Origin of the sequence: Kitasatospora sp. NPDC048286 (genome assembly GCF_043201735.1) — a bacterium.
Classification (GTDB): Bacteria; Actinomycetota; Actinomycetes; order Streptomycetales; family Streptomycetaceae; genus Kitasatospora.
The window spans coordinates 185,781-200,771 of the sequence record NZ_JBICZE010000014.1 but is presented as its reverse complement, the minus strand read 5'-3'; the positions used below and the strand labels follow the sequence as shown (position 1 = coordinate 200,771).

At 72.4% G+C, this 14,991-nt stretch carries 12 protein-coding genes; 4 read left to right on the top strand and 8 right to left on the bottom strand.

Features of this window, described 5'->3' with window-relative positions:
• Window positions 1–21: 21 nt before the first annotated feature.
• From ACGF13_RS30470 to ACGF13_RS30445, 6 genes are all read right to left on the bottom strand, one after another.
• On the bottom strand, window positions 22–927 hold the full coding sequence (locus ACGF13_RS30470) for an alpha/beta fold hydrolase (protein ID WP_392881192.1): 906 nt from the start codon (window positions 925–927) through the stop codon (window positions 22–24).
• Entirely contained in the window at window positions 924–2,024 is a 1,101-nt protein-coding gene (locus ACGF13_RS30465) for a branched-chain amino acid ABC transporter permease (RefSeq protein ID WP_392881376.1), read from the bottom strand. The genes ACGF13_RS30470 and ACGF13_RS30465 overlap by 4 nt, the downstream gene beginning before the upstream one ends.
• Window positions 2,025–2,260: 236 nt before the next feature.
• Entirely contained in the window at window positions 2,261–3,127 is an 867-nt protein-coding gene (locus ACGF13_RS30460) for a branched-chain amino acid ABC transporter permease (RefSeq protein WP_392881190.1), read from the bottom strand.
• The gene (locus ACGF13_RS30455) at window positions 3,127–3,903 is read right to left on the bottom strand and encodes an ABC transporter ATP-binding protein (RefSeq protein ID WP_392881375.1); all 777 of its coding nucleotides are present in this window, start codon (window positions 3,901–3,903) and stop codon (window positions 3,127–3,129) included. Before ACGF13_RS30455 ends, ACGF13_RS30460 begins: the two co-directional genes overlap by 1 nt.
• A 95-nt stretch (window positions 3,904–3,998) precedes the next feature.
• The gene (locus ACGF13_RS30450) at window positions 3,999–4,832 is read right to left on the bottom strand and encodes an ABC transporter ATP-binding protein (protein ID WP_392881188.1); all 834 of its coding nucleotides are present in this window, start codon (window positions 4,830–4,832) and stop codon (window positions 3,999–4,001) included.
• Between the two features lie 5 nt (window positions 4,833–4,837).
• Window positions 4,838–6,109 carry a substrate-binding domain-containing protein gene (locus tag ACGF13_RS30445; RefSeq protein WP_392881186.1) on the bottom strand — a complete coding sequence of 424 codons (1,272 nt, stop codon included), beginning with the start codon at window positions 6,107–6,109 and terminating at the stop codon, window positions 4,838–4,840.
• 520 nt (window positions 6,110–6,629) lie between these two features.
• On the opposite strand from ACGF13_RS30445, the gene ACGF13_RS30440 reads away from it, so the two are divergent.
• The 4 genes from ACGF13_RS30440 (at window position 6,630) to ACGF13_RS30425 (ending at window position 12,768) form a co-directional block, all read left to right on the top strand.
• On the top strand, window positions 6,630–7,391 hold the full coding sequence (locus ACGF13_RS30440; protein WP_392881183.1) for a CoA transferase subunit A: 762 nt from the start codon (window positions 6,630–6,632) through the stop codon (window positions 7,389–7,391).
• 4 nt (window positions 7,392–7,395) lie between these two features.
• A complete protein-coding gene (locus tag ACGF13_RS30435; RefSeq protein ID WP_392881180.1) occupies window positions 7,396–8,085 on the top strand; it encodes a 3-oxoacid CoA-transferase subunit B in 690 nt (229 codons plus the stop codon).
• Between the two features lie 537 nt (window positions 8,086–8,622).
• On the top strand, window positions 8,623–10,812 hold the full coding sequence (locus ACGF13_RS30430; protein ID WP_392881178.1) for a glycosyltransferase family 2 protein: 2,190 nt from the start codon (window positions 8,623–8,625) through the stop codon (window positions 10,810–10,812).
• 24 nt (window positions 10,813–10,836) lie between these two features.
• On the top strand, window positions 10,837–12,768 hold the full coding sequence (locus tag ACGF13_RS30425) for a galactose oxidase-like domain-containing protein (RefSeq protein WP_392881176.1): 1,932 nt from the start codon (window positions 10,837–10,839) through the stop codon (window positions 12,766–12,768).
• 70 nt (window positions 12,769–12,838) lie between these two features.
• Here ACGF13_RS30425 and ACGF13_RS30420 read toward each other — a convergent pair whose 3' ends face one another.
• Complete coding sequence (locus tag ACGF13_RS30420) at window positions 12,839–13,876, bottom strand: glycoside hydrolase family 6 protein (RefSeq protein ID WP_392881173.1); 1,038 nt, start codon at window positions 13,874–13,876, stop codon at window positions 12,839–12,841.
• Window positions 13,877–14,101: 225 nt separating this feature from the next.
• Complete coding sequence (locus tag ACGF13_RS30415; protein WP_392881170.1) at window positions 14,102–14,830, bottom strand: uracil-DNA glycosylase; 729 nt, start codon at window positions 14,828–14,830, stop codon at window positions 14,102–14,104.
• Window positions 14,831–14,991 lie beyond the last annotated feature (161 nt).

The window sequence follows — 14,991 nt, the reverse complement described above, 5'->3', positions numbered from 1 at the left end:
CGGCTACCCGGCGGCGGGCGGCTAGCCGGCGGCAGGGGCGTCCGCGAGCAGGGTGCGGACGATGCGGTCCGCCCCGGCCTCACCCCAGAGGATCGAGTAGTGGTTGGTGCCCGGCACCGGCACGGCGGACACCCGCTCCTGGTCCAGCCGGGCCAGCCCGATCCGCTCGTGGTCGTAGAGGCCCTGCGGCTCGTCGAACAGGCCGCGCTCGGCCCAGAGCAGGTCGGCCGGGCAGGGCAGCCGGTGCACGGCGGCTGCCGCGTCCTCGTCCAGCAGGACCTGGGCGCCGTCGGTCTGCACCGCCTCCAGCACGCAGGAGGAGCGCAGTTCGGGCTCCGTGCCGACGAGGTCGCGCTGGGTGTAGGCGTCGATCCCCTCGGTCCACTCGCCGGCGAAGGCGGGGTGGCCGCGCCAGAACTCCCGGTAGGCGTCCCGGTCCGGGAAGGTCGTGGACAGCCGGGCCAGCGCGGGGCCGAGCACGGCGGCCAGGGCGTCCTCCTCGCGAACGCCCTGCGGCAGCGGGAAGGTGACCGCTCCGTCGACCAGCAGGACGCGACGGACCAGCTCGGGGTGCCGGACGGCGGCCAGCGCGGTGACCCAGGCCCCCATCGAGTGGCCGACCACCGTGACGGGCCCCGAGCCCAGGGCGCCGATCAGCGCGGCCACGTCGTCGGCGTGCCGGGCCAGCCCGTACGGTCCGGCGACCGAGCGGCTCGCGCCGCGGCCCCGCAGGTCGGGCGCGAGCAGGGTGACCCGACCGGCGAGCCGGCGGGCGACCTCGTACCAGGCGAGGCCGTTGGCGGTGATGCCGTGCACCGCCACGATCGTCGGGGCCTGCGGGTCGTCGGCGGGCCAGCGCAGGACGGCGAGGTCCCCGCCGGGCACGGGGACGGTCAACTCCTCGGGCTTCAGCGGCGACTGGCTCACGCGGGGGTACCTCCGGTGGGGTGGGCGGTTCCGAGGCCGGTCGGCGCCGGAGCTGAGCGCGCGGACCGGGCGGACCGGATGCGGGCAGGCAGTCTGGCCAGGCCGCCGGGCAGCAGGTAGACCACGGCGACGAACAGGGCTCCCAGCAGGAACAGGGGTTGGGAGAGCGGCACCTTCAGCACCGCCGGCAGGTCGGCCACGGTCGACGAGTTGGCGAGGTCGCCGAGCCGGTGGCTCGCCCAGGTGTACAGCACACCACCGAGCAGTGGCCCCCAGCGGGTGCCGGAGCCGCCGAGGACGACCATGACCAGGAGCGCGAGCGTGGCGTCCGAGGTGGCGGCCTGCGGGGTGGCGCCACCGGTCAGCAGCAGGTAGACCACCCCGCCCAGGCCGGCGAGCCCGCCGGACAGCACGAAGGCGACCAACTTGTAGCCGTAGGGCCGCAGTCCGAGCACCTCGACCCGGCGCTCGTTCTCCTTGATGCCCTCCCAGACCCGACCCATGGGCGACTTGACGGCCCAGTGGACCGCGGCGACCGTCAGCACCAGGTAACCGACGGCGATCCAGTAGAGGTTGGCGGTGTTCTCGATCCCGAGCAGACCGGAGGGCAGCAGCTCGGCCGGGGCGGAGCGGCCCTCCTCGCCACCGGTGGCGCCACCGGGGTTGCGCTGGACGAGGATCGAGCCGGCCTGGGCGAAGGCGAGGGTGACCATGGAGAAGCCGATACCGGTGACACGCAGGCTGACCGAGCCGAGCAGCAGGGCCAGCAGAACGGAGCAGGCGACGCCGAACACCGCGGCGGCGGCGAACGGCAGTTGCAGCTCCAGCATGCCGAGGTCGGTGGCGTAGAGGCCGGTCGCGAAGTAGAGCGCGTGGCCGAAGGAAAGCAGTCCGGTCCGACCGAGCAGGAGGTCGTAACCGGTGGCGAGGCCCCCGTAGAGCAGGCACAGGGCCATCAGTTGGAGGCTTCCGGGGCTGCCGAGCGGGCCGTCGAGCAGTCCCGGGACGGGAAGCGCACTATATGGGGCGACAAGGAGCGTGATCAGCAGAGCGATCGGCCACCAGCGTAGCGCTCTGTGCACTCCTGTCCAACGAATAGTAACCGAATCACCTGTTCGAGGGATGGCGCCGGGCTCGGCCTTGTGTTCACAATGGGTCTCGGCAAGGCCGGTGTCAGTCCCCCTTGCCACAGTGGCGGTGTCGGCGGAGCTGGTGTCAGTCCCCTCTGCCGGTTTGGTGGTCACGGCAGGGCTGGTGTCAGTCCCCCCTGTCGGACGGGTGGCGCTGCGGCCGGCCGCAGGACCACCGGTGCTCGTGATCGGTGTTTCGGCGCTCACGCGAGCCTCCCGGTGAGTCCACGGGGTCGGACGAGAAGCAGCACGGCGAGCAGGACGACGACCGAGAGGTCGCCGAGCCCGGCGCCGGTGTAGTAGTTGGCGAACTGCTGGACGAGGCCGACGCCCACCGAGGCGACGGCGGCTCCGGTCACGGAGCCCATGCCGCCCATGACCACGACGACGAAGGCGAAGATGAGCAGGCCGGTCCCCTGGCCGGGGTTGACCGAACCGAAGTAGAGGCCCCCGAGGGCGCCACCGAGGGCGGCGGCAGCCCCGCCGAGGGCGAAGACGAGGGTGAACGCCTTCCGGACGTCGATGCCGAGCGCGGTGACCATCGCCCGGTCCTCGACGCCGGCCCGGACGATCAGCCCGTAGCGGGTGCGGGCGAGGAACAACCGAAGAGCGAGCAGCAGCAGGGCGGCGGCGGCCACCAGCACGAAGCGGTTGACCGGGACGGTCGCACCGAGCACGTGCCAGGTGCCGGACAGCAGCTCCGGCTGGGGGAAGGGGCGGGAGTCCGCCCCCCAGATCCCCATCAGCAGGGCGGGTACGGCGAGCCCGACCCCGACGGTGGCGAGGATCTGGTCGCGTGGGCGGCTGTAGAGGGGCCGGATCAGGAAGAGCTCCAGCAGGACGGCGGCGGCCGTTCCGACCAGGGTGCCGAACGGCACCGCGAGCCAGAAGGAGAAGCCAGCCTCGGTGCCGGCCCACCAGGTGGCATAGGCGCCGATGGAGAGCAGGGCGCCGTGCGCGAAGTTGAGCACGTCCATCAGACCGAAGATCAGTGACAGACCGGAGGCGACCAGGAAGTACAACGCACCGAGACCGAGCCCGGTACAGGAAAGGAGGACGACGGTGTCCATCAGGGCTTCACCTCGGCGGTGACGACAGGGGCGGCCGGGGAGGAGGCGGGCCGGGGCCCGCCGGCGAGCGGGTGGTGGGAGCCGACGCCGAGCAGGCGGCGGGCGGCTTCCTCGTCAGCCAACAGCTCGGCGGTGTCACCGCGGTGGGCGGTGCGGCCGTCGGCCAGGACGGCGCAGGTGCCGGCCAGCCGGCGGACGAGGGCGAGGTTCTGCTCGACCAGCAGGACGGGCACGGCCTCGGCCGCACGCGCCAGCACCTCGGCCACCTCGGCGACGATCTTCGGGGCCAGGCCCTTGGTGGGCTCGTCGGCGATGATCAACCGATTGCGGTTGAGCAGCGTCCGGCCGATCGCCACCATCTGCTGCTGGCCGCCGGAGAGCGTCCCGGCCAACTGGCCCGCCCGCTGCTTGAGTTCGGGGAAGAGCTCGTGGACGAGCGCGTAGTTCGGCTCACCGGCCTCGCCCCCGCTCCCGCTCCCGCTCCCGGCGGCGCGCTCGGCGAGGCGGAGGTTCTCGGCGACCGTCAGGCCGGCGAAGATCCCCCGGTCCTCGGGTGCGTACCCGATGCCATGCCGAACGACCAGATGCGTGGGAAGGGAGGAGAGTTCGGCGCCGGAGAGCCGGATGCTTCCGGTGCGCGGCACCAGGCCCATGACGGCCTTGACGGTGGTGGTCTTGCCAGCGCCGTTGCGGCCCAGGAGTGCGGTCACCCCGGCGGGGGCCACATCGAAGTCGACGCCGTGCAGGATGTGCAGCCCGTCGATGACCACCCGCAGATCGCGGACGGAGAGGAGGGGATCGGCAGCGGACGACGGCGAGGAGGCGGAGCGCGCCGAAGGAGAGGTGCGCTGAGCGGAGAACGGAGAGGAGGTCACAACGCCTCACCCAGGTAGGCCTGTTGCACGGTCGGGTCGGCCATCACGGCCTCGGGGGTGTCCAGGGCGAGCAGGGTGCCGTGGTGCATCACCGCGAGCCGGTCGGCCAGGCCGAGCAGGACGTCCATGTGGTGCTCGACCATCAGGACGGTCCGGCCCAGGTCGCGGTGCACGGAGCGGATCAGCTCGGTGAGAGCTGGCACCTCCTCCGCGCTGACACCGGCCATCGGCTCGTCCAGCAGGATCAGCCGGGGCTCGGAGACCAGCAGGACGGCCAGCTCCAGCTTGCGCTTCTCCCCGTGCGAGAGCGCACTGGCCAGGGTGTCCGCACGGTGGGTGAGATCGGTGCGTTCCAAGGTGTCGGCCAACTGCTGCTCGTAGCGGTCGGCGCGGCGCCAGAGCCGGTACGAGGCACGCGGCCCGGCCGCCGCCTGGGCGGCCAGGCGGACATGGTCGGCGACGGTCATCCCCGGCCAGAGGGAGGAGGTCTGGAAGGTGCGGCCCAGCCCGCGGCGGGCCCGGGCGTGCACCGCCTCGGCGGTGATGTCCGCACCGTCGAGGTAGAGGCTGCCGTGGGTCGCCGGGTAGATGCCCGAGATCAGGTTGAACAGGGAGGTCTTGCCGGCGCCGTTGGGCCCGATGAAGGCGATGAACTCGCCTTCGCCGACCGAGAAGGAGACGTCCTCGACGATCGGCACGCCACGGACGGCCCAGCCGAGCCCGTCCAGTCGCAGCACCGGAGAGGAGGACGCGGAGGAACGCACGGACGACGTGGACGCGGCGGACGCGACGGAGGAGCCGGAAGGAGTGGAGGTGGTACGGGCGGACATCGGGATCAGCCCGCCATCGGGGTGACCGGGGGTGCCGCCTCGTCCGCGGTCAGGGTCTTCTCCACCGAGGGCTTGGCGGCGGCGCCATTGCCGGTCAGTCGCACCTGGAACATCGGCTGGAGCAGGGCGTGGTCCTCGGCGCGGACCGTGGTCTTCCCCTTCACCCCGTCGAAGCTCCAGCCCTCAAGGGCCTTGACCAGGGCCGAAGTGTCGTCGGCGGAACCGTGGTTGGACTCGACGGCGTGCACGATCATCTGGGCGGCGGTGAAGCCGTCCGGGGTGAAGATGTCCGTCTTCCCCCCGGCGGCGGTGACGGCGTCGGTCATGGCCTTCTCCACCGGGGTGCCGGCGGCGCCGTCGAAGTAGTGGTTCAGGAAGGAGATCTTCTCGCCGGCCGGGCCGAACAGCGGGTAGGAGGCGGCCAGGTCGAGGCCGGTGACGACCTTGGTGTCGGCGAACACGTCCTGCTGGTTGAGCGCCGTCCACAGGGCCGAGGCGGTGTCGCCGGCCCAGGCGACGAACAGCAGGTCGGGCTTGGCGGTCTTGGCCTGGGTGGCGAAGGGGGTGAGGTCGGTGGCGCTCGGCGGGGCGAGCACCTGGTCGACCGTCGCGCCCTCGGCGCCGAGCACCGCCTTCACGGCGGCCACGTTGGCCTGGCCGAAGGCGTTGTCCTGAGCGAGCACGGTGACCTTCTTGCCCTTGGCGTCACCGACGAACGAGGCCGCGGTCTTGATGTCCTGGTAGGACTGGCGGCCGGAACGGAAGGTGTACTTGTTGAGCCCGGTGGCCTTGTCGGCCGCGGCCGGGCCGCTGATGAAGAGCACCTTGTTCTGGGCGGCGATCGGGCCGACCTGGAGGGCCACGCCGGAGGCGGTGGAGCCGGCCAGCACCTTGTAGCCCTTGCCGATCAGGTCCTTGGCGGCGGACACCGCCTTGGCCGGGTCGCCGGCGTCGTCCTGCTCCTCGAACTCGATCTTGTGTCCGTCGACCGCGCCGGTGCCCTTGGTCGCGTAGCTCAGGCCGGCCTTGAAGCCCTCCAGGTACTCCTTGCCGTAGGCGGCCAGCGGTCCGGTCTTGGAGTACACCAGGCCGACCTTGATCGGGCCCTTCGATCCACCGTCCGCCGCGCTCGTCCCGGCCGTGCCGGCCTTGGCGCAGCCCGAGGCGAGCAGGACGCAGGCCGCGAGGGCGGCGAGCTTCCGGGTCGGGCCGCCGGTCAGGGAGTCGCCCAGGCGGGCGCCGGAGGCGGTCCTGGAGGGGGCTGTCGAGCTGCGCATGGTGACCGACTCCTGAGGTGCGGCGGGGTGGATGCGGGAACCGTAGGTGTGCGGTGAGAGCAGCGACATGTGCCTGGTCGACGCATCAGCCCACCAGGATGTGGTGGCAACCGACATACCGTCGGCCGGTCGCCGTCCCCCGGGTTCACAGGTGTGGCCCACCGACACGAATCCGCGCCCACCCATGGGGGTGGCCGCCATGGCTGCGGCGGCCCCCGCCCGGTGACGGTGGAGGGGCGCGGAGCCCGTCCGGCAGCAGCCACCCCAGCGGCGCGTCCGACCCGGTCCGGCCCAGGCAGGACCCCAGCCCGGCCTGGCACGGCCGTGGGCTCCGCGCGGTTCCCGAGCCCGCCGGCCACCCCTCCCCGCCTGCCCGTCCGTCCCACCGCCTGCCCGTCCCCGCCGTCTCCTTCCTTCTGTCCCCCGCCTGCCCTCCCCGTCTCCTCCCCCTCCTCCCTTCTCCCTCCACCCCTCCGCCCTCCGTTCCTCCCCTCCTCCCACTCCCTCACGAGGTGACCCCTTGGACAAGGTCCTGGACTCCCCCGCCGACGCGGTCGGGGACATCCCCGACGGCGCGGTCCTGGCCGTCGGCGGCTTCGGCCTCTGCGGCATCCCGAGCACGCTGATCGGCGCCCTGGTGGACTCCGGTGCCACCGGACTGCGGGTGGTCTCGAACAACTGCGGGGTGGACGACTGGGGGCTGGGCCTGCTGCTGCGGGCGGGCCGGATCGCCCGGATGACCTCCTCGTACGTCGGGGAGAACAAGGAGTTCGCCCGGCAGTACCTCTCCGGCGAGCTGGAGGTGGAGCTGACCCCGCAGGGCACGCTGGCCGAGCGGCTGCGGGCGGGCGGATCCGGCATCCCGGCGTTCTTCACCCCGGCCGGGGTCGGCACCCAGATCGAGGAGGGTGGGCTGCCCTGGCGCTACGCGGCCGACGGCTCGGTGGCCCTGGCCTCCCCGCCGAAGGAGGTGCGGGAGTTCGGCGGCCGTCGGTACCTGATGGAGGAGGCGATCACGGCGGACTTCGCGCTGGTCCGGGCCGAGGTGGCGGACCGGCACGGCAACTGCGTCTTCCACGCCGCCGCCCGGAACTTCAACCCGCTCTGCGCGATGGCGGGCCGGATCACCCTGGTCGAGGCGGACCGGATCGTCGAACCGGGCGAGCTCCCGCCGGACGCGGTGCACCTGCCCGGGGTGTACGTCGACCGGGTGGTGGCCGCCGACCCCGAGGACCGCCGCATCGAGCGCCGGACCGTCCGCCCCGCACTCCAGGAGGCCTGACCCGATGCCCATCGAGACTGCCGACCCCGCCCCCGTCACGGGCACCCCCGCCGCCCCCGCCCTCGACCTGCGCAACGCCCTGGCCGCCCGCGCCGCCCGCGAGTTGCGCGACGGCCAGTACGTGAACCTGGGCATCGGCCTGCCGACCCTGATCCCCAACCACCTCCCGCCGGGCGTCGAGGTGGTGCTGCACTCGGAGAACGGCATCCTCGGCGTCGGCCCGTTCCCGGAGGAGGGCACCGAGCACGCCGACCTGATCAACGCCGGCAAGGAGACGGTGACGGTCGCCCCCGGCGCCTCGTACTTCGACTCCGCCGTCTCCTTCGGCATGATCCGGGCCGGGCGGATCGACGTCTCGGTGCTCGGCGCGATGCAGGTGTCGGCCGCCGGGGACCTCGCCAACTGGATGATCCCCGGCAAGATGGTCAAGGGCATGGGCGGCGCGATGGACCTGGTGCACGGGGCCCGTCGACTGATCGTGGTGATGGAGCACACCGCCCGGGACGGCTCGCCGAAGATCGTCGAGGAACTGTCACTTCCGGCCACCGGGCGCGGAGTTGTGGACCGGATCGTCACCGACCTCGCCGTGATCGACGTGACCCCGGAGGGCCTGCGGTTGGTGGAGACGGCTCCGGGCGTGGACTTCGCGGAGGTCCGGTCGGCGACCGATGCCACCCTGCTGCCCCCGCTCTGAGCAGTCCGCTCCCGTACGGACGGCCGGGTCGCCCCTGAGGGACGGTCCGGCCGTTCCGCTGCCCCGCGAACCACCCGCGAACCGCCCACAGACCACTCGCGGATCACCCGCTGAGCACCCACAAGCCACCCCGGAACCCGATTCCCCCGCAATAGCATCAACCCCCGCCATTGCGGTCGGGAACCGTGGCATCTTCATGCCTCGGCGGCGGCGATCTCCCGGACTGGTTGCGATCACCGTTGCGCTCAGGGAGAGTTGAGGGGACCAAGGATCCCGACGTGCCCGGAGGGGAAACGGGAAAGTGCATCGGGATCCCGAATTCGAAGCCGCCGCACCGCCGCACCGACGCTCCACGGAACCGATCGCACACGCCGAATGCGCTGGACGGCCCAGCCGATTCGAGCTGACGCCGACCGGTTCCGCCCCGTTCCGCCCTGTTCCACTTCCACCCGGACGGCTCCGAGTCGAGGCAAGCCCACGCAGAAGCCGAGCGAGCCTAGCGAGCCGAGCGAGGCGCGAACTCCGGGGGGAGCAGCTATGACCACGCCGCCGTTCTCACGACGAAAGGGCGTCGGAACGGCCCACGGGCGAGGTCCCGGGCAGCTGGACGAGGCCACCCTGAGCGCCGTTCCCGTTCCCGAAGCCCCTTACGACTACGGCCACTTCAGCCGTCTCGCCGGCCCGGCGTACGACCCGGACGAGGACGACGACCTCGGCGGCGGCGTCTACTGGCCCGAACCGGCCGCCCGCTACGGCCCCGCCCCCACGGCCGCCCCGTACGACCCACCCCCCGGCGCCCCGTACGGCCCCACCTCGGCCGCCTCCCCGTACGGCCCTGCCCCGACGGCCGCCCCGTACGACTACGACCCACCCCCCGCGCCCCCCTACCGCGTCCGGTACCGCAGCCTGCTGCGCCGCGAGCCGCACCGGATCCGCGCCGCCCTGCTGATGATGGCGGCCCCCGTGGTGGAGGCGGTGCTGCTGGTCTGGCTGCTGCTGCCGGAGCACTGGCCCGAGCGGCTGGACGAGACGAACTCCCTGGTACTCCTGGGCGACAAGGTGATGATCGGCATCATCGCCGTGGTCGAGGTGTTCCGGCTGGTCAACGTCGTCTCCAACACCCACGCCACGCTGGTCGCCCGCGACCCGGTCCCGGTGACACCGGAGGCCGGGACCCGGGTCGCCTTCCTCACCACCTGCGTGCCGGGCAAGGAACCGCCCGAGATGGTCCGGGCCACGCTGACCGCGGCCCGGACCGTGCGACACAACGGACCGTACGACGTCTGGTTGTTGGACGAGGGAAACGATCCTGCAATGCAGGCGCTCTGCACCGAACTGGGCGTGCGCCACTTCAGCCGTGCCGGCCGCCCGCACTGGAACCGGCCGAAGGGTCGGTTCCGCGCCGGGACCAAGCACGGCAACTACAACGCCTGGCTCCAGGCCCACGGCGACGACTACGAGTTCTGGGTGTCCGTGGACACCGACCACGTCCCGCTGCCGGACTTCTGCGAGCGGATGCTCGGCTACTTCCGCGACCCGGACGTGGCATTCGTGGTCGGCCCCCAGGTGTACGGGAACTACCGCACCTCGGGCTCGGCCGTCACCAGGTTCTCCGAGAGCCAGCAGTACCTCTTCCACGCCCTCATCCAGCGCGCCGGAAACCGTTACGGCGCACCGATGTTCGTGGGCACCAACAACGCCGTCAGAATTCGGGCGCTCCAGTCGATCGGCGGGTTGTACGACTCCATCACCGAGGACATGGCGACCGGCCTGGAGTTCCACCGCAGCCGGAACCCGGAGACCGGGGAGCGCTGGAAGTCCGTGTACACCCCGGACGTGCTGGCGGTCGGCGAAGGGCCGTCCTCCTGGACCGACTTCTTCTCCCAGCAACTGCGCTGGAGCCGGGGCACCTACGAGACCCTGCTCACCCAGTACTGGCGGGTGCTGTGGAAGCTGTCGCCCGGCCGGCTGCTCAACTACTCGCTGATGGTGGGCTTCTACCCGATGGCGGCGCTCACCTGGCTGCTCGGCGGCCTGTCCAGCGTGCTCTACCTGGGCTTCGGCGCCTCCGGCGTGCACGTCTCCTCGGAGATCTGGATGATGCTCTACAGCGACGCCGCCGCGCTCCAACTCCTGCTCTACACCTGGAACCGCAAGCACAATGTGAGCCCGCACGAGCCGGCCGGCTCCTCCGGGGTCGCCGGCATGGTGATGTCGGCGCTCTGCGGCCCGGTCTACGCGGCCTCGCTGCTCCAGGCACTCGTCCGCCGCCGCAGCCGCTTCGTGGTGACGCCCAAGGGCCGCTCGGCCAGTACCGACCGGCTCGGCGCCTTCCGCTTCCACCTGTTCTGGACGCTGGTGTTCGGCGGCGCGATCACCGCCTCCTACTTCACCGGCTACGACCACGCCGCGATGCGCACCTGGGCCTGGATCGCCCTCCTGCTCACCCTCCTGCCGGTCCTGATCACCGTCGGCGACGCCGTCCGTCGCCGACGGACCCGCCCCACCGCCACCCTCACCGTCACCGGTGGCCCGGCCTCGACCCCTGGCGTCCTCCTGGAGAAGCGCCGCCCGCGCCACGCCCGCCACGCCCGCGATCCCCGAACTCCCCGAGCCTCCACAGCCTCCGTACCGCCCGCAGCCCCCGTACCCCCCGGAGCTCCCCTACCCCCCGCAGCCCCCGGAGCTCCCGTACCGCCCGGACACCCCCTGACACCCACCCACTGACGACCTCCCGAGGGGAGCACCCACGTGAAGATCCACAAGGCCGGCCGCACCAAGCGCCTCGCCCTCGGCAGCACCGTCGCACTGACCGTGGCCGGGATGAACGCGCCGGCCGTCCTCGGCTTCGCCTCCGAGCAGTACCACCACTACGTGATCAACCGCCCCGAGTACAAGGCGCAGTACGGCCACTGGCAGACCCTGTCGCTGCCCGCCGAGTTCCGGGTCAACGCCGTGCACGCGACCCTGCTGCGCACCGGCAAGGTCCTGATCGTGGCCGGCTCCGGCAACGACGAGAAGCAGTTCAACGCGGGCACCTTCAAGAGCCTGCTCTGGGACCCGGCCGAGAACACCTACAAGCTGGTCCCCACCCCGGCCGACATGTTCTGCGGCGGCCACACCTCGCTGCCGGACGGCCGCGTCCTGGTGGCCGGCGGCACCCAGCGCTACGAGAAGCTGGCCGGCGCCGTGAAGAAGGCGGCCGGCGTCATGCGGGTGCGCAACGAGAGCCCGGAGCATGACCGGACGTTCCCCAAGGGCACCGTCTTCGTCGCCCCGAACGGCCACGAGTACGCCAGCACCGCCGCGGTGACCGTCCCGGCCGCGACCAAGACCGGCTCCGGCAAGCAGACCGTGGTGACCGCCGGCGAGCAGCACGTGTACGTGGAGGCGGTCGGCCCGGGCCCGGACTACGCCTCCGACTCCCCCGCCCAGTACCGGATCAAGGGCCTGAGCGGCGCGGACGCCCACAACCTGTACGGGCAGAACGAGAAGCTGACCCTGGACAAGCAGGAGTACCAGGGCATCCGCTCCGCCTTCGAGTTCAACCCGGACACCGAACTGTACGAGCCGGTCACCGACATGGCCCACGCCCGCTGGTACCCGACGCTGACCGGGCTGGGCGACGGCCGGGTGGTCACCGTCTCCGGGCTGGACGACACCGGGGAGATCCTCAACGGCAACGACAACGAGATCTACGACCCGAAGACCAAGTCCTGGTCCAAGGGCCCCGACCACTACTTCCCGACCTACCCGGCGATCTTCCTCACCGCCTCCGGCCGGCTCTTCTACTCCGGCTCCAACGGCGGCTACGGCCCCGGCGACAAGGGCCGCGAGCCCGGCCTGTGGGACCTCTCGAACGGGGCCTTCCAGCCCGTCCCCGGTCTGCGCGACCCCGGCCTGACCGAGACCTCCTCCTCGGTGCTGCTGCCGCCCGCGCAGGCGCAGCGGGTGATGGTGCTCGGCGGCGGTGGCGTCGGCGAGTCCCCGCTGTCCACGGCCCGCACCGACATCGCGGACCTCTCCTCCGCCAAACCGGTCTTCACCCCGGGTCCTGACCTGCCGGCCGGCGGCACCCGCTACCTCAACAGCGTGATCCTCCCGGACGACACCGTCTTCACCACCGGCGGATCCAGCGGCTACCGCGGCCGCGGCGACAGCGACCTGCTCAAGGCGCAGGTGTATCACCCGGATTCGAACAGCTTCAGCACCGCCGCCGAGCCGACCGTCGGCCGCAACTACCACTCCGAGGCGCTGCTGCTGCCGGACGGCCGGGTCGCCGTGCTCGGCTCCAACCCGCTCTTCGCAGACAAGGCCGAGACGCAGCCGGGTGGCTTCGAGCAGCGCATCGAGATCTACACCCCGCCGTACCTGTACCACGGTGACCGCCCGCAGGTCGGTGCCGTTCCGCGGACGGCCAGGCTCGGCGGGTCCGTCACGGTCGGTACCGCTCGGCCGGAGGCGGTCGCCACCGCCAAGCTGATCCGGCCGAGTTCGGTGACCCACGTGACGGACGTCGAGCAGCGCTCGGTGGCCCTGGACGTCACCGGGCGGACGGCGGACGGCGTCTCGCTCGCCCTGCCCGGCAGCGCCGACCTGCTGCCGCCGGGCTGGTACATGCTGTTCCTGACGGACGCCGCCGGCACCCCGTCGGTCGCCCGCTGGATCCAGGTCACCGGCTGACGCCCGAGAAACGGCGCGGGCGGCCCGGGCGGAGCGGGCGGGACGGGCGGCCCCGGCGGAGCGAGCGTCCTCAGCGCGCCGCCCGCGCCAGCCCGAGCGCGTACGGCAGCCAGAACTCGCCCGCCCGGGGCTCGCCCCGGCCGCAGTCGCCGTCCGACTCCCCCGGGTTCTTGATCCACAGGTAGGCGTCCACCCCGGGCCGGCCGGTCCCGGTGGTCGGCCGCTCGCCGAGCGCGCGCCCGGGCGGGTTGCACCAGGAGGCGCCGCCCAGTGCCCCGTTGCCGCTGCGGCTGGTGTCGATGACGAAGTTCTTCCCGCCGAGGGCCGCGGAGAGACTGGCGCCGTACGCCGCGTTCCGGTCGGTGTCGTAGAAGTTGGCGACGTTCACGGCGAAGCCGTCCGCCGCCGCGATGCCCGACTTGCGCAGGGCGGTGGCCAGTTCCGCCGGGTCCTGCGCCCAGCCCGGGTTGCCGGCGTCCAGGTAGACCCGCGCGTTCGGGTTCTTCTTCAACTCCTGGACGGCGAAGGCCAGCAGGCCGTACCGCTCGGCGGCGAGGTCGCCCTTGATCCCGCAGTCGTCCAGGGTGTGCGCGACGGCGTCCGGCTCCAGCACCACCCAGGCCCTGCGGTCCCCGAGGGCCTGCGCGACGCCGGTGATCCAGGCCCGGTAGGCGGCCGCGTCGGGGGCGCCGCCGGCCGAGTACTGGCCGCAGTCGCGGTGCGGGATGTCGTACGCGACGAAGACCGCCGTCCGGCCCGCTTCGGTGGCCTGCCGGCTCACCTGCTCGGCGATCTCCCGGGCGCCTTGTTCGCCGAGCCACTGCGAGGACGGCTGGGCGGCGATCCGCTGCAGCTCGTCGGCCTCCGCCGTCCGGCCCTGGCCGCGCAGCGCGGTCACCTGGTGGGCGGCGTTGGTCCGGTCGGAGACGTAGAAGGCCTGCCCGGGGAGCTGGGCGAACCCCCCGCCCTGACCCGCGCCGACGCCCTCGCCTCCACCCCCGCCCGGCCCCGAACTCGCGACGGCGCCCGGCGTGCCGCCGTCCGACCCGCTGCAGCCGGAAACGACGGCCATCACCCCGGCCAGCAGCGCCCCCACGGCCCACCGCAACGTCCCCGTCCGCCCCAGCCCGTGCACGTGACGCCCCTCCCCCGACCGGTCCGGCGACCGGTCGGCACCAGCTAAGCACACCCGGTACCGGCCGACGGCCACCGTCACTGAACGCCAAGTGGCCGTGGACGAACGGGACATCGAACCCGTCCGGCCCACGGCCACCAGCACTCGAACCGAGGTGCTCGAACCAGGGTGCTCACACCGAGGTGCTCGAGCCGAGGCTCACGCCTCCTTCAGGTTCGGCACCTGCCAGTCGATCGCCTCGGCGCCGAAGGAGTCCAGCGCGGTGTCGATCTGGGAGAACGGGCGGCTGCCGAAGAACAGCTTGGCCGACAGCGGCGACGGGTGCGCCCCCTGCACCACCACGTGCTTGGCGGTGTCGATCAGCGGCAGCTTCTTCTTCGCGTAGTTGCCCCACAGCACGAAGACGACCGGCTCCTCGCGGTCGCTCACCGCCTTGATCACGGCGTCGGTGAACTTCTCCCAGCCCTTCGCCTTGTGCGAGTTGGCCTCGTGCGCGCGGACCGTGAGCACCGCGTTGAGCAGCAGCACGCCCTGCTCGGCCCAGTGCATCAGGTAGCCGTTGTCCGGGGCGGGGATGCCCAGGTCGGCGTCCAGCTCCTTGAAGATGTTGCGCAGCGACGGCGGCGTCTTGGTGCCCGGCAGCACCGAGAAGCTCATGCCGTGGGCCTGGCCGTTGTCGTGGTACGGGTCCTGGCCGAGCACGAGCACCCGGACCTTGTCGTACGGGGTGGCCTCCAGCGCGGCGAACTCCTGGCCACTCGGCGGGAACACCTCGTGCTCCGCGCGCTGGGCCGCCACGAAGGCCGCCAGCTCGGCGAAGTACGGCTTCTCCGTCTCGGCGCCCAGCACCTCGCGCCAGGACTCGGGCAGCTCCAGCCCGCCGCCCGCGCCGGCCTCGACCACGCCCGCCTCGACCGTGTCCGTCACGACATCTACCTCCCACACCGCGGCTGCTGCGCCGCACGCCCTCTTTCACCCCGAACGCTACACAGCCCCACCGACAACTCACGTCCCCGGAGCCGGTCGCGGGCCCGCGGGGACGAAGCGGCCGCCCGCCCCTCCCCGCGGGTACGAAGCGGCCCCGCCCC

Excerpts from the sequence above, each read along its gene's own strand:
- ACGF13_RS30450 (WP_392881188.1), bottom strand. The coding sequence starts at position 4,832 with ATGTCCGCCCGTACCACCTCCACTCCTTCCGGCTCCTCCGTCGCGTCC.
- ACGF13_RS30430 (WP_392881178.1), top strand. The coding sequence starts at position 8,623 with ATGACCACGCCGCCGTTCTCACGACGAAAGGGCGTCGGAACGGCCCAC.
- ACGF13_RS30460 (WP_392881190.1), bottom strand. The coding sequence starts at position 3,127 with ATGGACACCGTCGTCCTCCTTTCCTGTACCGGGCTCGGTCTCGGTGCG.
- ACGF13_RS30435 (WP_392881180.1), top strand. The coding sequence starts at position 7,396 with ATGCCCATCGAGACTGCCGACCCCGCCCCCGTCACGGGCACCCCCGCC.
- ACGF13_RS30445 (WP_392881186.1), bottom strand. The coding sequence starts at position 6,109 with ATGCGCAGCTCGACAGCCCCCTCCAGGACCGCCTCCGGCGCCCGCCTG.